This window comes from Aeribacillus sp. FSL K6-1305, from assembly GCF_038050115.1.
GTDB classification, from domain to species: domain Bacteria; phylum Bacillota; class Bacilli; order Bacillales; family Aeribacillaceae; genus Aeribacillus; species Aeribacillus composti.
Genome location: NZ_JBBOQV010000001.1, coordinates 929357 through 946932, shown reverse-complemented (window position 1 = coordinate 946932; position 17576 = coordinate 929357). Strand labels below are relative to the sequence as shown.

At 35.1% G+C, this 17576-nt stretch carries 10 protein-coding genes and 1 pseudogene; 8 read left to right on the top strand and 3 right to left on the bottom strand.

Annotated features, from left to right (window positions below; all coding sequences use genetic code 11):
• Window positions 1-1093 precede the first annotated feature (1093 nt).
• Both NST97_RS04415 and NST97_RS04410 read right to left on the bottom strand, forming a co-directional pair.
• Entirely contained in the window at window positions 1094-1321 is a 228-nt protein-coding gene (locus tag NST97_RS04415) for a hypothetical protein (protein ID WP_341342973.1), read from the bottom strand.
• A 49-nt stretch (window positions 1322-1370) separates the two neighbouring features.
• Window positions 1371-2000 carry a DUF262 domain-containing protein gene (locus NST97_RS04410; protein ID WP_341342972.1) on the bottom strand — a complete coding sequence of 210 codons (630 nt, stop codon included), beginning with the start codon at window positions 1998-2000 and terminating at the stop codon, window positions 1371-1373.
• A gap of 333 nt (window positions 2001-2333) precedes the next feature.
• Between NST97_RS04410 and NST97_RS04405 the strand changes: the two genes are divergently transcribed.
• From NST97_RS04405 to NST97_RS04375, 8 genes are all read left to right on the top strand, one after another.
• A complete protein-coding gene (locus NST97_RS04405; RefSeq protein ID WP_341342971.1) occupies window positions 2334-5207 on the top strand; it encodes an SNF2-related protein in 2874 nt (957 codons plus the stop codon).
• Window positions 5192-6973, top strand: a complete 1782-nt coding sequence (locus NST97_RS04400; RefSeq protein WP_445684578.1) for a site-specific DNA-methyltransferase — start codon at window positions 5192-5194, stop codon at window positions 6971-6973. The genes NST97_RS04405 and NST97_RS04400 overlap by 16 nt, the downstream gene beginning before the upstream one ends.
• A gap of 11 nt (window positions 6974-6984) precedes the next feature.
• On the top strand, window positions 6985-9660 hold the full coding sequence (locus NST97_RS04395; protein ID WP_341342969.1) for a DEAD/DEAH box helicase: 2676 nt from the start codon (window positions 6985-6987) through the stop codon (window positions 9658-9660).
• 332 nt (window positions 9661-9992) lie between these two features.
• Window positions 9993-10205 carry a ParA family protein gene (locus NST97_RS19215; protein ID WP_445684576.1) on the top strand — a complete coding sequence of 71 codons (213 nt, stop codon included), beginning with the start codon at window positions 9993-9995 and terminating at the stop codon, window positions 10203-10205.
• Between the two features lie 261 nt (window positions 10206-10466).
• Window positions 10467-13040 (top strand): TerB N-terminal domain-containing protein, encoded by a 2574-nt coding sequence (locus NST97_RS04390; protein ID WP_341342968.1) that lies wholly within the window; start codon window positions 10467-10469, stop codon window positions 13038-13040.
• A 1-nt stretch (window position 13041) separates the two neighbouring features.
• Complete coding sequence (locus NST97_RS04385) at window positions 13042-14370, top strand: ATP-binding protein (protein ID WP_341342967.1); 1329 nt, start codon at window positions 13042-13044, stop codon at window positions 14368-14370.
• Window positions 14371-14372: 2 nt separating this feature from the next.
• Window positions 14373-16511: a DEAD/DEAH box helicase gene (locus NST97_RS04380; RefSeq protein WP_341342966.1), complete on the top strand. Its 2139-nt coding sequence runs from the start codon at window positions 14373-14375 to the stop codon at window positions 16509-16511.
• 232 nt (window positions 16512-16743) lie between these two features.
• Window positions 16744-16959, top strand: a complete 216-nt coding sequence (locus NST97_RS04375) for a DUF3895 domain-containing protein (protein ID WP_341342965.1) — start codon at window positions 16744-16746, stop codon at window positions 16957-16959.
• A gap of 384 nt (window positions 16960-17343) precedes the next feature.
• On the opposite strand, the pseudogene NST97_RS19210 reads toward NST97_RS04375, so the two are convergent.
• Window positions 17344-17569: pseudogene (locus NST97_RS19210) on the bottom strand (transposase); the annotation flags it as partial.
• Between the last annotated feature and the right edge of the window lie 7 nt (window positions 17570-17576).

Genomic DNA, 17576 nt, shown 5'->3' with positions numbered 1-17576 from the left:
CCAGATGGTTCGTTTTTCGGGCAACACCATCACAATGCATGAAAGGTTGTTGTCAATGTGAAGTTAAAAAGTACGAAATCTGGGCAGGAAGCGTCGAACATCAAAACGCTTTTTTGTTGATAATAAACGTTGCAAAGCTGAACTTGGTGAAAAAGATTATGTTTAAACCGTAAAGAAGTTAACGCTGCCGGATATGTATGCGCCGGAGCGGACGAGTTGACCCAAAAATGCTTGAGAAATATTGTTCATATAATTTTTGGATTTCACAATCAATTCTTCTATAAATTTACATCTGGTGTATAATCAATTTGAGATTCAAAGGCAATCACCATATTACAAAATCAATAGATCAAAATGTTCCAAAGAAAGAAGAGATCGAGAAAAAGCTGGTGGAATATTGTCTATGATACAGAAGCAGCAGTAAAAAGCATTCTGGAAAAAACACGGATTCAAACAAAATTGAATTGTCGATCTGCAGACAAACGTTATGTTTTAAAAATAATGAAATTTGTCGTCGACCTCCAATCGTGCAAAAAACCTGGGGGATCGACGACTCTTTCAACTCTTTATTGAGCGCAAGCAAATCAAAGGATTGATAAATTTTTACTCATTGGCTAAAATGAAATTAACCAATCAACCATTTAAATCGGAATGCTTATTTAACAACATTTTCTGGAGTTTTTATCTTAACTATGAGGAATTGAAACTACTGTCAATGTCGCCTGCAAGAGTGGCGTAATAAGTTTTTATCTTAACTATGAGGAATTGAAACATTTTACATTGACAGTGTTTTCTGACTTCAGCACAACATGTTGATTCTTCTATTTTAATGACTAGGATGATGATGAAATTTTGCTTGACATCCTCTAGGAAAGTACTAATAGTCGAAAAATTGGAGTGCAATATCACTTGGCTATATGGGGTATTCCCTCATTACAATCACGTAGTGGGGTAAAGGCCCCATAATCATTTCATCATAAATAAGTGGTATGTCAAAACTAGACAATTTTTTGAGGTGTTTCTCTTTGTACTCCACCGGGCTTAAATACCCAATTGACGGTGGAGAAGGAGAAAGCGTACATGGTGAATTTGGTCATAAAGATGTTTTTCCAGACATGTTTTCTAAAATACTATCGTATTCATCCTTAAGGTTTCCCGCGCCTTTTCGCTTTTGTAAAATCATACGGATATGTGAAAATAATTCATTAAACTGTTCACGACCAAGCGCACTTTCAATATCTTCCCATTTTTCTGTGTAGATTTCTTGCTCGCTTTCAGGAATTTTACCGATAATTTTAGCTTTTAAAATATCAGTAACCATTAAATCAAGTCCACAGTCGTTTAAAACAGTAAAGATACGAAAGGCAGAGTCAAAAATTCGGTGTGGACACAATAACCATATAGCATAGCGTAGCAATGACACTCGGTAACGTTGTTAAAGTAGATTCATCAAGGTCGTTAAAACGCTCTAAATAATATAGCGCATTATCCCTAATTAATGCTTGACTGTCTGTTTTTACAGGGGTTTGTTTTGTTAGTTTTGTAATTCCATCGCGCTCTTGAATGTATTTTTTAAAAAAGTCATTGTCTTTCTTACGTAAACGAAGACGATATGTATCTTCAATTTTACGAATTCGGCTACCGCGCTGAACAATGAGTTCGTCAATTTCATTCGCATATTCTTCTGGTAAATAACTGCGAAGAGCAGATAATAAGATAGTTAAAGTCGTTAAACGCTGCTGCCCATCCAATACTTCTGCCTCTGGTTTCTCCCCTTTTACAAGGACAATGCTTCCAAGAAAATAAGGTTCCGGGATTTGCTCAATATTTTTTTCAGTGATTCCGTGATGTTCAATGAACTCAAGTAAATCATCTAATAACTCTCCTGCTTGCTCGGTAATCCAAGAGTAAGGTCTTTGAACAGAAGGAATGGTAAATAAAAAATCATCACTAAATACTTTATGTAGCGGCATTTCTTGAGCGTTCAGAGGGGTGTGCATCTATTTTCATCCTTTCTTTTCGTTCATAAATTTTAATGAGAGTTAATTAGTTTTTCGCCTCCTAATATATTGTAATATTTTCTTAGCTGTTGATGCGAGAAAAAATCACTCATTGCTCCCATATTATAAATAACATGGAATGGATTGAAACGAACATGTAACTTTCTTCTTGTCAACAATCGAGAATAATAGCGAGAAGAATTTGAGACTAAAAAACATTGCCATAGTTTGTCGAATGTCTGTTGTTGTAAAATGATGTCGAGTATAATGGAAGTATATACTATGTTCGGTAGCGTAAGTAATAGTGGGATTTACATTTGGGAGGTCTAATGAGTGACAACACCATATCAAAGCAAATACTTTGCTTATGAATTAACAAAACAAAATTCATCACATTCGATAGGACGCTTAAGTCAATCGCTCATTAATGCTACGGTCGATTTAAACCCACATCAGGTGGAAGCAGCTTTATTCGCCTTTCGTGCTCCATTAGAGAGGGGAGCTATCTTAGCTGATGAAGTAGGATTAGGAAAAACAATTGAAGCGGGACTTATTATTAGTCAATTGTGGGCAGAAAGAAAGCGGAATATTCTTATTATCGTGCCACCTCCACTAAGAAAACAATGGAATCAAGAGCTTTGGGAAAAATTTTATATCCCCTCGATTATTCTAGAAAGTAAAAACTTCAACGAGATGGTACGTTCTGGTCATCGGAATCCTTTCTTACAACAAGATCAAATTGTTATCACTTCGTATCAATACGCTCGAAATAAAGCGGATATGCTACAAAAAGTAAATTGGGATTTAATTGTCTTTGACGAAGCGCATCGTATGCGGAATGTGTATAAAAAATCAAATAAAATCGGACGTACATTACGAGCAGCAACAGCTGGCTATCCGAAAATCTTATTGACGGCAACACCATTACAAAACTCTTTAATGGAATTGTACGGGCTTATTAGTTTTATCGATCCTCATATTTTTGGAGATGAAACAACGTTTAGACGTCAGTTTGCCCGCGGTACGAAAGAAATGTCGGAAATAGATTTTATTGATTTAAAACAACGTATTAAACCTGTTTGTCATCGTACGTTAAGACGGCAAGTTACCGAGTATGTGAATTATACACAGCGTATTCCGATTACTCAGGAGTTTATGCCAACGAAAGCCGAATGGGAACTGTACGAAAAAGTCTCCGCATACTTACAGAGAGACAGACTCTTTGCTTTACCAACAAGCCAAAGGGCATTAATGACATTAGTTGTCCGGAAATTGCTGGCATCTTCTTCCTTTGCTATTTCTGACACATTGCTTTCTTTAATTAAACGACTTGAGCAGTTGTTAGTGGAACTAGAGCGAGGAAAAACAGAAATAGCCGCAGAGCATTCGGACGTTTACGCAGATGTTGATGAATTTGACGATACAATGGAAGAGTGGGGAGAAGAGCTACAGCCATCATACATACGTGAATTATCGTTAGCTGAAATGAAACATCTTGTCCAAAAAGAAAAACAAGAATTAGAAGAATATTATTCACTAGCGAAGTCGATTAAAGAAAATTCAAAAGCGGAAGCATTGTTAATTGCACTTGAAAAAGGATTTGAAAAATTAAGAATGTTAGGTGCAAACGAAAAGGCGGTCATCTTTACCGAATCACGGCGAACGCAAGCTTATTTGCGTGAATTTCTCGAGCGTAACGGTTACGCTGGCAAGATTGTATTATTTAATGGAGAAAACCAGGATGAACAGGCGAAGCAAATTTATGAACAATGGCTGGAAAAACATCAACACGATGATAAAATTACCGGCTCAAAAACAGCCGATATGCGTGCAGCCCTTGTTAAATATTTCAAAGAACAAGCATCGATTATGATTGCGACAGAGTCGGCATCAGAAGGGATTAACCTGCAATTTTGCAGTTTAGTCGTTAACTATGATTTGCCTTGGAATCCACAGCGGATTGAACAGCGGATCGGACGTTGTCACCGTTACGGTCAAAAGCATGATGTCGTTGTGATTAACTTCTTAAACCATAAAAATGAAGCTGATAAAAAAGTGTATGAAATTCTCTCAGAAAAATTCCGCTTGTTTGAAGGAGTGTTTGGTTCTTCAGATGAGGTACTAGGGTCGTTAGAGTCTGGTGTAGATTTTGAAAAACGAATTCAACAAATCTATCAAACTTGCCGCACCGCAGAAGAAATTGAACAAGCATTTAAAAGTTTACAAGCGGAGCTAGATGAGCAAATACAATTAAAAATGAAAGAAACGCGTATGCATTTATTGGAAAATTTTGATGATGAGGTCAGAGAGAAGTTACGAGACCATTATCATCAAACAAGCTTACATCTCAATCGTATGGAACGCTACCTTTGGAATTTATCGAAATATGAAGGTGCGAGGGAAGCAACGTTTGATGATAAAACATTAAGTTTTGTCAAAGATCATGAAACATATCAAATGATCTCGCAAGCGAAAAAGCAAGAAAGAGAGAACGTCCATCACTATCGTTTTTCTCATCCGCTTGCACAAAAATGGATTGAGCAAGCAAAGAAGAGAAAACTCATACCAAAAGAAATTACATTCCGTTATTCTGATTATGAAGGAAAAGTTAGTATTTTAGAGCGATTGATCGGAAAAGAAGGGTGGCTATCTTTAGAATTACTTCATGTACAATCGCTAGAAAATGAACAGCACCTTATTTTTTCAGCAATTGATTTAGAAGGAGAGCAACTCGATCAAGAAATGTGCGAAAAAATGTTTGAACTACCTGCCGTTGAAGGGGAAGAGATTGAGCTTTCCGAGTCGATTTGCAATACGCTTCGCCGGATTAGCGAAGGGCAACAAGAAGCAATTTTAAATGAAATTATGGAGAGAGCATCTGCTTATCTTGATTCTGAATTAGAAAAGCTGGAAAAATGGTCGCAAGACTTGAAAAATAAGCTCGAAAAAGATATAGATGAGATGACAGTTGAAATTGAACATTTAAAAAGAGAAGCAAAACTGACGCGCAATCTAGCAGAAAAGCTTGAAATGAACAAGCAAATTAAGGAACTCGAAAAGAAGCGAAACGAGATGCGGCGAAATCTCTATGATCAGCAAGATGAAATTGATGAACAAAAAGATCGATTGTTCGAGGAAGTAGAGAAACGACTAGAACAGCGTACCTCAACAGAACATCTCTTTACGATAAAATGGAGAATCGTGTAACAATAGGAGGGAGTACATTGGCTCAAAAACAAAAACTAGAACTAACGTGGATTGGCAAAGACGAACAACCAAAGCTTGAACCGCGCATTCTTCTCGAAGATCTGGAACTTTCTTATCACGCGAAGGAACGAGTGACGGAAAATGATATTTTTGATAACCGGCTTATTTTCGGGGATAACCTATTAGCATTGAAGGCATTGGAACAGGAGTTTGCAGGGAGAATAAAATGTATTTTTATCGATCCTCCATATAATACAGGAAATGCATTTGAGCATTATGATGATGGATTGGAGCATTCTATCTGGTTAAATATGATGTTTGCTAGATTAAAGATACTTCATAAATTGTTAAGAGAAGACGGTTTTATTTTTGTGCAAATAGATAATAATGAGCAAGCATATTTAAAGGTAATAATGGATGAAATATTTGGTAGAAACAACTTTTTAAATATGATTGCTTATGAACGTTCCGGAAGTGCTGGTATAGGACAAGGAGCAACTTTCTTATTAAACAATACTGAGTATATTCTAGTTTATGCAAAAGATAAAAAACAAATTGAAAAGATAGAAGCAAAGAGCTATAAGCCTTTGGATAAAGAGATTATGAAGAGATATAACAAAATCTTAATTGATCAAGGTTCAAAAGAACTAATTAAGGAATTTAATTCTAAATCAAACGGACAACCAGTAAAAATTTACAGACATAGAAATTATAAAATTGAAACCATCTCTTTGGCTAACTTTAATAATCGAAAAGATGAAATTGAGAAATTATACTTTAAGTATTTTGATTCCATTTTCCGAACAACTAATCCGCAAGCTGAAAATTCATTTCAGAATGAATTAATTAGTTACATGGATAAGGATTGCTTATACTCAGTTGAATATATTCCAAGTCGCGGAAAAGAGAAAGGAATATTAACTAATAAATACTATCTTAATAAGGAGATATTTGCTTGGTTAAAAGATTCTGCAGAAATAAAAGATAATCAGGTTGTTAAAACTAATAAAATGGGTGATTTCTGGCGAAACGAGGATATTCCTAAAGCTAATTTAGCTAATGAAGGAGGAGTTAATTTTAAGAGAGGGAAGAAGCCCGAAGCCTTAATTAAGACAATATTAGATATGGTTACTGAAGAAGGTGACTGGGTCCTTGATTCGTTTGCTGGCTCTGGTACAACTGGAGCAGTAGCTCATAAAATGAGACGGCGTTGGATAATGATTGAACTTGGTGAGCATTGCCATACGCATATTATTCCGCGAATGAAGAAAGTGATCGATGGGACCGATCAAGGAGGAATTAGTAAAGCGGTGAATTGGCAAGGCGGAGGCGGATTCCGCTATTACAAGTTGGCGCCAAGCCTGTTAAAGAAAGATAAATTTGGTAATTGGATTATCAATCCGGAATACAATGCCGAAATGTTAGCGGAAGCAATGTGCAAACATGAAGGATTTACGTACAATCCTGATCCAGAAGTGTTTTGGAAGCAAGGTCAATCGACGGAGAATGATTTTATTTATACAACAACACAGCTTGTTACGCAGCAAATGGTTGAGGGAATCGTTGAACAAATGAAAGAAAATGAAACATTATTAATTTGCTGCAAAGCATTTAATGTTAATATCGATGATTTCCCGCAAGTAACGATTAAAAAAATCCCACAGGCAATTTTAAACAAGTGTGAATTTGGTCGCGACGATTACAGTTTAAAAATTAATGAATTACCAATGAAAGAAAAAGAACCTGAACAATTAGAGCTATTTTAGGGGGAAGAGAGATGAATCGTATCGTTAGTGCTATTTCATCCCGGCTTAGTCTTCGAAAACCACAAAAAGAATCACTTGAAATTCTTGCCGAAGTGATTGAACACTTCGGCTTAAATAAACATAATGATCCCGAATCTTTGAAAGAAAAGCTAGAGGCTGTTAATGGGTTATTCCCGTCAGTGACTGATTTTGAACGAGAGTTTCCTTCGCTCTGTTTTGCGTTGGCAACCGGTGTCGGAAAAACACGTTTAATGGGAGCGTTTATCGCTTACTTACATATTGCAAAAGGAATTCGTAATTTTTTTGTTTTAGCCCCTAACTTAACAATTTATGAAAAATTAATCCAAGATTTTACGCCAAATACACCGAAATATGTATTTAAAGGGCTTTCCGAGTTTGCTAATAAACAACCGAACATTATTACAGGGGATAACTATGATCAGCAAGCCATCTTTTTAGCTGATCCGGTAGCTATAAACATTAACATCTTCAACATATCTAAGATTAATAGCGAAGTTAGAGGAGGAAAATCGCCAAAAATTAAACGGTTAAGTGAATATTTAGGGGAGAGTTACTTCGATTATTTGAAATCCCTTCCTGATCTTGTTCTATTAATGGATGAATCGCATCGGTATCGGGCATCAGCTGGAGTCAAAGCAATTAATGAATTAAACCCGATTCTCGGTTTAGAATTAACGGCTACACCGCAAGTGGAAAGCGGAAATAAAACGATTCCATTTAAGAATGTGATTTATAGCTATCCTTTATATAAAGCGATGGAAGACGGATATGTGAAAGAGCCGGCTGTAGCGACGAGGGAAAATTTTAATCCAGCAAAATTCGACAACGAACGAGAGTTAGAACGTTTAAAATTAGAAGACGGTATCCGTGTCCATGAAGAAACAAAAGTGGAACTAGAGTTATATACGATGGAAAATAATGTAAAATTAGTGAAACCATTTATTCTTGTCGTTGCCCAAGATACGGATCACGCCGAAGAACTTATGAATATCATTGAAAGCGATGACTTTTTTGAAGGACGTTATAAAGGAAAAGTCATTACGGTTCATTCCAATCAGCGTGGCGAAGAAAAGGACGAAACAATTAAGCAATTGCTTGCTCTTGAAGATCCAAATTCAAAAGTTGAAATTGTCATTCATGTGAACATGTTAAAAGAGGGATGGGACGTAACGAATTTGTATACGATTATTCCACTCCGTGCCGCAAACTCAAAGACGTTAGTGGAACAGTCCATTGGTCGCGGTCTCCGTCTTCCATACGGAAAACGCACAGGGGTGCCGGCAGTCGATCGTTTAACAATTATTGCTCATGATAAATTCCAAGAAATTATTGATGAGGCGAATAATCCGAATTCCATTATTCGTCGCGGGGTTGTCATTGGCCGTGATGTGGCACAGACAGAAAAGAAATTAATCACAATCGAGTCGAACTTAGAAACATCACTAATCGATGAGTTAGTGGGAATGAAGGAATCTGCCACTCCTGAAGAGGAAAAGAAACTAGAAATCAAGAAAAATATTGCGGAAACCGTTGTAAGAGCCATTGCCAAGCAACAAACGTTATATAGTTCTAAACAATTAAAAGATCCTGCCGTCCAACAACAAATTATTAGTGATGTTAAGGAAACTTATACGGTATCCCAGTTGTCTTTATTTGAGGAAGAACCCGAAAAAGTGATTGAGGAAATGGTTGCAAAAGCAGTTGATTTACTTCCTGATCTGTCCATCGAAATCCCGAGAATTATCTTGCAGCCGACCGGAGAAATCTCATGGGGCTATCACGATTTTGATTTAGATTGCAGCTTAATTCCGAAACTGCAACCAGTTGCTGAAAATATTTTGATTGAGCATTTGCGTACTCATCAAAGAGAAGTGTTACAAATTAAAAAAGATGTAAATACAACAGAAGAGAGTTTAGAAGATTATCTTGTCTTTCACCTAATGGATTATCCGGCTGTTTCTTATGAAGATCATGCTGAATTGTTGTATAAGCTGTCAGGACAGTTGATATCTTATCTTCGCAGTTATTTAAAAACAGAAGACGATGTAAAAAATGTCGTTATTTACAATCAAAAACGTTTAGCACAGTTGATTTATGCGCAGATGAAAGAACATTATTATGAAGAGCCGACAAATTATGAGGTCATCGTTCGAGTTGGTTTTGATACATTAAAAAGCAGCAGCGTAGCCGTGGATGCGAATGAGGAAGTACGTGATTTTCGACAACCAGTAGCAAATAAAGCGGCAATTCGTAGCATGTGTTTTGGTGGCTTTAAGAAATGCCTGTACCGAACACAAAAATTTGAATCTGACGCTGAACGAAAATTTTCCGTAATTTGTGAAAGCGATCCGTCCGTTTTAAAATGGCTGAAACCAACGCAAAATCATATCAAAATTTACTATAATCAAACACAAGCATACATACCGGATTTCATTGTTGAAACAGATGAAAAAATGTATTTATGCGAAATCAAGGCAACAAACAGAATCGAAGAAGACCAGGAAGTAGCACTGAAAGCCCAAGCTGCCATCACCTGGTGCCAAAACGCTTCTAAACACGCCCGCGAAAACAGCGGCAAAGAATGGGTATACTTATTAATCCCACACGATGATGTCGATTCGAATAAGACGATTAAAGGGTTAGGAGCGGTTTATAGGCAGAATTAAGCTTGCAAGGATTCCAGAGAAGATAAATGGTTAATTATTCATTTCCGGCAGAAGTTGTCATAGCTTCTGTCTTTTTTGTTTTTTACGACAGAATTCGACAAATATTTTTGATGACTTTTGATATTGTTTTGGGTGTATATATAGGCCTACTTTATCCAAAAATAAGGGACATGCCGTTTCATTCGGTTATAAGTTAAAACTTTTAGTTTATGTAGTTAATAAATCTACTTGACAAATAGTTATCAAAGAAAGGCTGTAGAGCATAAGATATCAACACTTCTATAGAGAGGAATCTTAAATGTCGGAGGGCAAAGTGATTTTTTTTTCTAAATATGAAGGGTGGTGTATGTAAAACAACCCTATGTAAAGAGATAGCGTACTATCTACAAAAACGAGGCAAAAAAATTCTTGTAATAGATATCGATCCACAATCTAATTGTACTCAGTCATTCTTTGAAAAATTTGGAGTAGATGTTCTAGATCAAAACGGTAATATCAGGAGAGGCATACCTTCAATTCAAAAACTTTATGACCACAACTTGTAGATGGAAAAGAAAAAGATGTGATTTTAACGGTAACAATATGATGAAGAAACGCGTTTTCGAAGAATGCAACATTTAGCTTCAATTACTATATTTCTTGTCAAATCTCCAGGATATGGAATTATGAATTGTTTCGTATGGCGTCGATCCTTACGTAACTGTCACTCCACGTAAAGCTACGTATCGAATTTTGTGAGCGATCATATTCTAAGTTGAGATAAAGCCAATGGAGTGATAATTTACAGCTTAGGAAGGAGATAACTATTGAAGAAAAAGGTTCATAAGAATAAAATTGTTGCCTATGTATTAGCTTTCTTTTTAGGTGGATTAGGTGTCCATTTATTTTATCTCAAAAAGCCGTTTCGAGCAATTCTTTATCTTTTGTTCAGTTGGACGGGTTATACTTTTATTCTTGGTTGGTTAGATATGTTTTTTATTTCATCCTGGGTGAACAAACTCAACGAAAAGAGGGTAGAATCTTCTTTGGATGTGGAGGGTGTTACCTATGAACATGTGTTAGAACTTTCTGAATCAGTGGCTTCTAATGAAAATACCGAAGTTCATACATTAAGAAAAGAGAAAGGTACTTCCGCAATAGCGATCCCGACCCACTCGGATGAGAAAAAATCTACAGATAAAATACATGTGATACCTAATAAAACAGATAACAAAAAACGTACGGACGAACCAGGTGGTAGAATTTTTCAAAAAATCCCTTTTTCTACAGAACCAGTAAAACGTTTAACCATCTTTGTTAACAAAGATCTTGAACAAGAGCAACAAAGATCAAATAAACAGATTCCAACAGAGTCAGTGCTAAAAGAAAAAGAACAGCTTGCTAATAGTGAAATGGAGAAACAACAACAAAATAACCTTAAAGAATTTTTATCAGTTGTTTCAACAGTAAAGAATGAACATTTACGTCGTTTACAAGCAGCGTTATTAGAATTGATACGATTTAAACAGGAATTAGAAATAAAAGAAAAAATCGATCATTCACATCAACAAGAAGAAGTGATAAAAACACCACAAAAAGAAAATCAGGAGCTCCAACGTCAGATTGAATTGGATATATTGGTTGATAAAGAGGAAAAATCTGCTCCTGTAGCAAAATCACAACTTAAAGATGTAAAGAATACTTTCATCAAAGGGATTAAAAATTTCTTATCAGGTACGTTTTACGATGAAGAGACCATTATATTGCCTGAATTTGCACATGTAAAAACTCCTTCATTTGTAAAAGAAATGATTCATAACATAAAAGGGAAGGAACAACGAAAGACATTAAAAAATTCATATATCTATATTAGCGTACACACTAGGGAATCAGATTTTTTAAATGACTCCCTTCGTTACTCACAGAAAACAGGAGATCCAAAGGCGAAGTTTGTGCCTTTTATGCAATACTATCCCACTTTTAGGTCCTTAGATGATAACCAAAAGAATTGGTATTTTTACTGGAGAGAGGAAGTTTTAAAGGGGCGTTACATAGATACGGATTTGAGCTATATTTATTTATTTGCTTACGAGTTAATTAATTATACCTTTAACCAAAAAACGTCTTTTAATGTAAGCATGTTAGTTCGTCTTTACAATAATTATAAAGAACGGTTTCCGAGTTTATCACGTTATTTACCTGAATGGATAGGTCACATGCTCCTAGAAGCAGGAGAGAAAGAATTAGCAAGTAATTGGATTAGGGAACGAACAAGTAATCGTTATTACGAGGAATTTAAGAAAACACTTATAGAAACAGAGGACTGGAGCAAAATTTCAATCTCCATTTGGAAAAAGTATCTGCGTAATCATCGAGAAACTGCATTTTTTACTCAGAACAAAAACCGAATTTACAATATCTTCAAATCAGGAATTCAATTACTACGAGAGTACTACGAAGAACAAGGGATTTCAATAGTGGATGAATGGTTAGTTGAAAATATTAAGCAGCAGCCAATGTTCTTGTTTCAAGGGGCAGTAGTCCATAGAGAAGAGAGAAACACTGAAATTACAATGAATGTATTAGTGCCTTCTGAAAAATTATTTGATCAAGTAACTGCGTTATTCAAATACTCAGAAAACATTATGCGGCTGTTAAAAGAGAATAAAAGAATGGTGAAAGTGGATGAAGAAGTGTTGCCTGAAGAATTTCGTGAAAATATGAAACAAATATTTTTAAATAAAGATGGTATTGGTTCACGGTTTAAAGTTGTTCAAAAAGGTATCATGAATAGCGGTTCTAAGATACCAGATCCACCTAAAGATATCAGTCAAAAACAAGATATTGTATCATCAGAAGAACAAATACAAGACTTAGAGGCTGTTATTGAATTTGACGATGATAAAATCAAACAACTTGAAGAGGAAAATCGCTTATTACTACAACATTTTGAACAATATGAAGACGGAGATGAACACTCAATCTCTACAACTGTTGAAAATAATGTATCTGTAGTATTAGCTGATGAAAATGTTAATGATAACATACCTAATTCTGAAAAGAGTGATAAAGAGCATGAATCAGATGTATTTTTTGGGAGCAGTGACAGTTTTTCATTGGATTTTTTATCTTCGTCTGATGGAGAAGCAAGTGAATTCATTCATTCTCTATCTGAATTGGAAAAGTTTTTATTGAAGCATTTTACGGGAGACAGTATTCAAGTGTCTGAAGCTAAGCAATTGATGAAGTCAAAAGGTGTCATGATTAATGTTGTGATAGATAACATCAACGAAAAGTCAATGGATATTTTAGGAGACAAATTCATTGAACTTGAAGGAGAACAATATGTCATTTATGAAGAGTACATTGAGGTATTAAATGAACTAAAGGAGAGTGTATAAAATGAATATTAAAAAACGAGATTCCAGTGCTATTTTGAATGCATTATCAGGTGGAGTTGTTCCAAGCAGAGGTCTTCAATATATCATGGTAGGTCGTGCGGAAGAAGCAAAACAAATTTTATCCGACTTAAAGAATATTAAAGAAGGTGCTTCCATTATAAAATTATTTATTGGTCCTTTTGGAAGTGGAAAAAGTTTTATTCAATCGTTGATTAAACAAATCGCATTTAATGAAAAATTTGTTGTGGCTAATGCTGACTTTACTCCAGAAAGACGATTATATGGTAGTGAAGGAAAGGCAGTTGCTACCTATACGGAATTGATGAAAAACTTGTCTACTGCTACTTCTCCAGAAGGGAATGCATTACCCGCTATTTTAGATAAATGGATAAGTGATGTTCAATCAAAAATAGCAGAGGATAAATATAACGGAATGGTGGAGTTTGATAACGAAGAATTTGTGAAAGATGTTCAGACAGAGATCACTAAAATTGTTTCTAAGATGGATGAGTTAACTGGTGGTTACGATTTTTCCCGAATCCTAAATCTTTATTTTAAAGGCTTTGTTGAAGATGACAATGAACTGCAACGACAGGCCATCCGATGGTTAAGAGGAGAATATAGCACTAAAACAGAGGCCAGAGCCGATTTAGGAGTAAGGACTATTATAGATGACAACAATTATTACGATTACTTGAAAGTTATGTCTCAGTTTGTAAAACAGATTGGTTATTCTGGTCTTGTTATCAACTTAGATGAAGCCGTTAACTTATATAAGATTACCCATCCACAAACGAGAGAAAAGAACTATGAAACTATCTTGAAGATTTATAATGATACATTACAAGGAAACGTAGAAGGCCTGTATATTACTATTGGTGGAACACCAGAGTTTTTGGAAGATGAACGAAAAGGTTTGTTTTCATACGGAGCATTAAAAAGACGATTGCAAACCAATCCGTTTGAAACCAAAGAACATCGTGATTTAAGTCAACCAGTGATTAAATTAACACCGTTAACACATGATGAAACATATGTTCTTTTACAGAAACTAAGAGATATTCATGCTGTACATCATGGATATGAAACCACGGTAACAAACGAAGAAATTAAATCGTTCATTCGTAAGGAATACTCTAAGCCAGGTGCAGAAGGTAATCTCACAGTAGGGGAGGTTATTCGTACATTTTTAGGTGCATTAAACATTCTTCAACAACATCCCGACTATAATCGTTCGGAATTGTTTGGAGTCGCTTTAACGAAGCAGGAATCAATCAACAATAGCAGAGTTACAAATATCACTTCTCGATTCTCAAGAACAGGAGGATGAGAATGAGTTCGTTTGATTTGTTATCACCAAATATGCAGAAAAAAATATGGGAGATGAGATGGGAAGAATTTACTCCGATTCAAGATAAAGCAATACCCGCAATTATCGAAACAGATGATGATATTATCATTTTATCGGGGACTGCTTCTGGAAAAACAGAAGCAGCCTTTTTACCTATTCTTACACTAATTGAGGATACAGCTAAACAATCATTGAAGGTGTTATATGTTTCTCCGTTAAAAGCACTGATAAATAACCAATTCGAACGGATTGAAAGCCTTTGTAAGGATATTGGAATTCCTATACATAAATGGCATGGTGATGTTTTACAAAGCAAAAAGAAAAAGTTCATTCAGAATCCAGCTGGTATATTACAAATCACACCGGAGTCGATTGAAAGTTTATTTATTAATAGAACATCTATGATTCCGCATATTTTCAATAAGTTAGATTTTATTGTTATAGATGAAATACATTCGTTTTTAGACGTTGAGAGGGGAATACAATTACGTTCTTTATTAGCAAGGATAGAAAAAGTAATAAACAAACGCCCCCGATATATCGGTCTATCCGCTACTATTGATAATTTTGAGTTTGTGAAACAATGGGTTAATTTTAGAAATACAGATAGAGTTCGAATTATTCACGAAAAAGGCTACGATAAAGAGTTACTCTACCATCTAATGCATTTTCAACGAATTGAAGCTAATAAAAAGCCAATCGAGTTATACGAAGATATAAGGGAATTAACAAGAGAAGCTAAAGCTATTATTTTTTGCAACTCTAGGGAAGAGGTTGAATATTCTACTGTTCTTCTTAACCGTTTAGCACAAAAAGAGGGAGAAGGAGAAACATATTATCCACATCATTCATCTATTGATAAAAAAGAGCGTAAGTTTGTAGAAAAAACAATTGCCGAATCTACATCTCCTAAGAGTGTGATTGCAACTAGTTCTTTAGAGTTAGGCATAGATATCGGAAGTATTGATATTGTCATACAGGTAGACAGTACCTATACAGTATCATCATTACGCCAGAGGCTAGGACGATCGGGGCGAAAACAAGGCTCTAGCAGCATGCTTCAACTATATAGCACAATGGAAGATAGTTTAGTCCAATCATTAGCAGTTATGGAATTGGTGTTAGAAAAATGGGTAGAGCCATCCCAAGGATACAAACAACCATTTGATATCTTATTCCATCAAATTATATCTATGTGCCAACAATATAATGGGATAAAACGCTCCCAGCTTATTCAAGAGATCAAGTCCAATGATGCATTTCATGATTTAGATATAAAAGACATTAATGAATTATTAAACTACATGATAGAAAGAGAAATTCTTGAACAATTACCTGTTGTTCAGGAATTAATTATAGGGGTAGAAGGAGAGCGAATCTTAAGAAGTAGAGAATTTTATTCTGTTTTCATGACACGTGAACAGTATGATGTCTTTAGTGGAACAAAACAAATAGGTACAATAGACAAAAGTCCATTTATTAACATTAAAGATAGAATTATTTTGGCAGGAAAGTTATGGGAAATTTATGATATTGATTCAAAGCGAAATAAAATATATGTCTCCAAGGCTTCACAAGGAGACCCACCTAAATATTCTGGTGATGGCGGTAAAATTCACCAAAGAATAGGTGATAAAATGATGGAAATTATTTGTTCAGACAATTCTTTTGAATATATTGACGAGAAGGCTGCAGATTGTCTAAAGGAGATAAGAATACCTTATCATTATTATGAAGTTACACCTCAACAACGGGTAATATGGAGAAAAAAAGATGAATTAGTATTTGAAACTTATACTGGCACAACCATTTTTCAAACATTAATGTGGATGCTTAGAACAAAAGGTGTTGATGTAAAAACAGTTGATGGAGTAGGGAGAATTAAAATTACAATGCCTCCTGAAGAAGATATTCTAAAGGTTCTTGATGATATTAAAAATTCGAATTGGTGTCCTGAAGATGTGATGAAAGGTGTATTAGAAAGGGAAAAATTTGTGTCTAAGTATTCCTTTTATTTACCGGAAAGATTAAGAGACAAAATGCATATTGCCAATGAAGTTGATATTGAAAATACGATTTCTTATCTTGATTCATATACATTTAGGTTAATTGTCTTGTGATTTTTTCATGAAACTCGTTCAATCCAAATGTACACAACGGTCAGAAAAATTGACACGATCATTTTGATTAATCAAGAGGGGTCAGAGCGGTTTTAACTCTGACTCCTTTTCTGTTTTCTTTTCTCATCTTTTTGTAAATAGTTATCGAAAATGAGAAATCACATAATCTCTATATGCTTTTTTATTCAAATTGCTAGAAAAAGCCATTTTAGACTATGTACAGTCCGCATCTATGATCTCAGCTAGCAATCTTAGTAGATACTTAGTAAACGAATGCGGTGCTTCAAGTGAAACCTTTTCAACAGGTAGATTTAAAATATACCCTGATGTTTGTAAGTTTCTTGACTATTTAGCTGAGCAAGGATTATACGAAAAGATGGGGTCAATGATCGGATTTATGATAAGTTACAATAATTCATGGTTCAAGATTTTAGAAAAGTCATCTTGAACTTAAACATATTGATGGCCATGACAATACATTCAATTGAGTCTCTTAATCCATTAATAGTGCAAGATTTGGGTTTAGAGTTTGTGACCAATTCCATTAAAATAGAAGGAGATGAAAAGAGTATATACCTCAAACCAAACCTAGCATTATCGAAAACTAAAGATATGTTTGATTTTTATAATGAAAATTATAAGTTCATTATGGATTTAAAAGAATTTTTCGACACTACAACTACTTATCCTTTATACTTTAATAAGTATATAGATTCAGACTCATTTTCCGACATAACCACCTGTCCGATGCGCTGGAGTAGTCTTTCTGGAAATTCAGAAAGGTACTCCAAAAACGAAACAATCGATTCTCGCAACTCTTTTCGATTGGGATGAAATCGATTGGCAATGACACTTTCTTTCAGCCAGCCCCAAATTCGTTCAACGAAGTTTAAATTCGGTGAATACGGGGGTAAGAATACAAAAGTTAATTGTTCTCCGTGCTCCTGTAAAAAAGGCTGAAGAACTTTAGCATGATGAATGTTTGCGTTATCCAAGTAAGCGTCAAATCTTGCACACCTTCTTGATGTGCTAATTTCATGAGATAATCTCCTCAAGATGAAATTG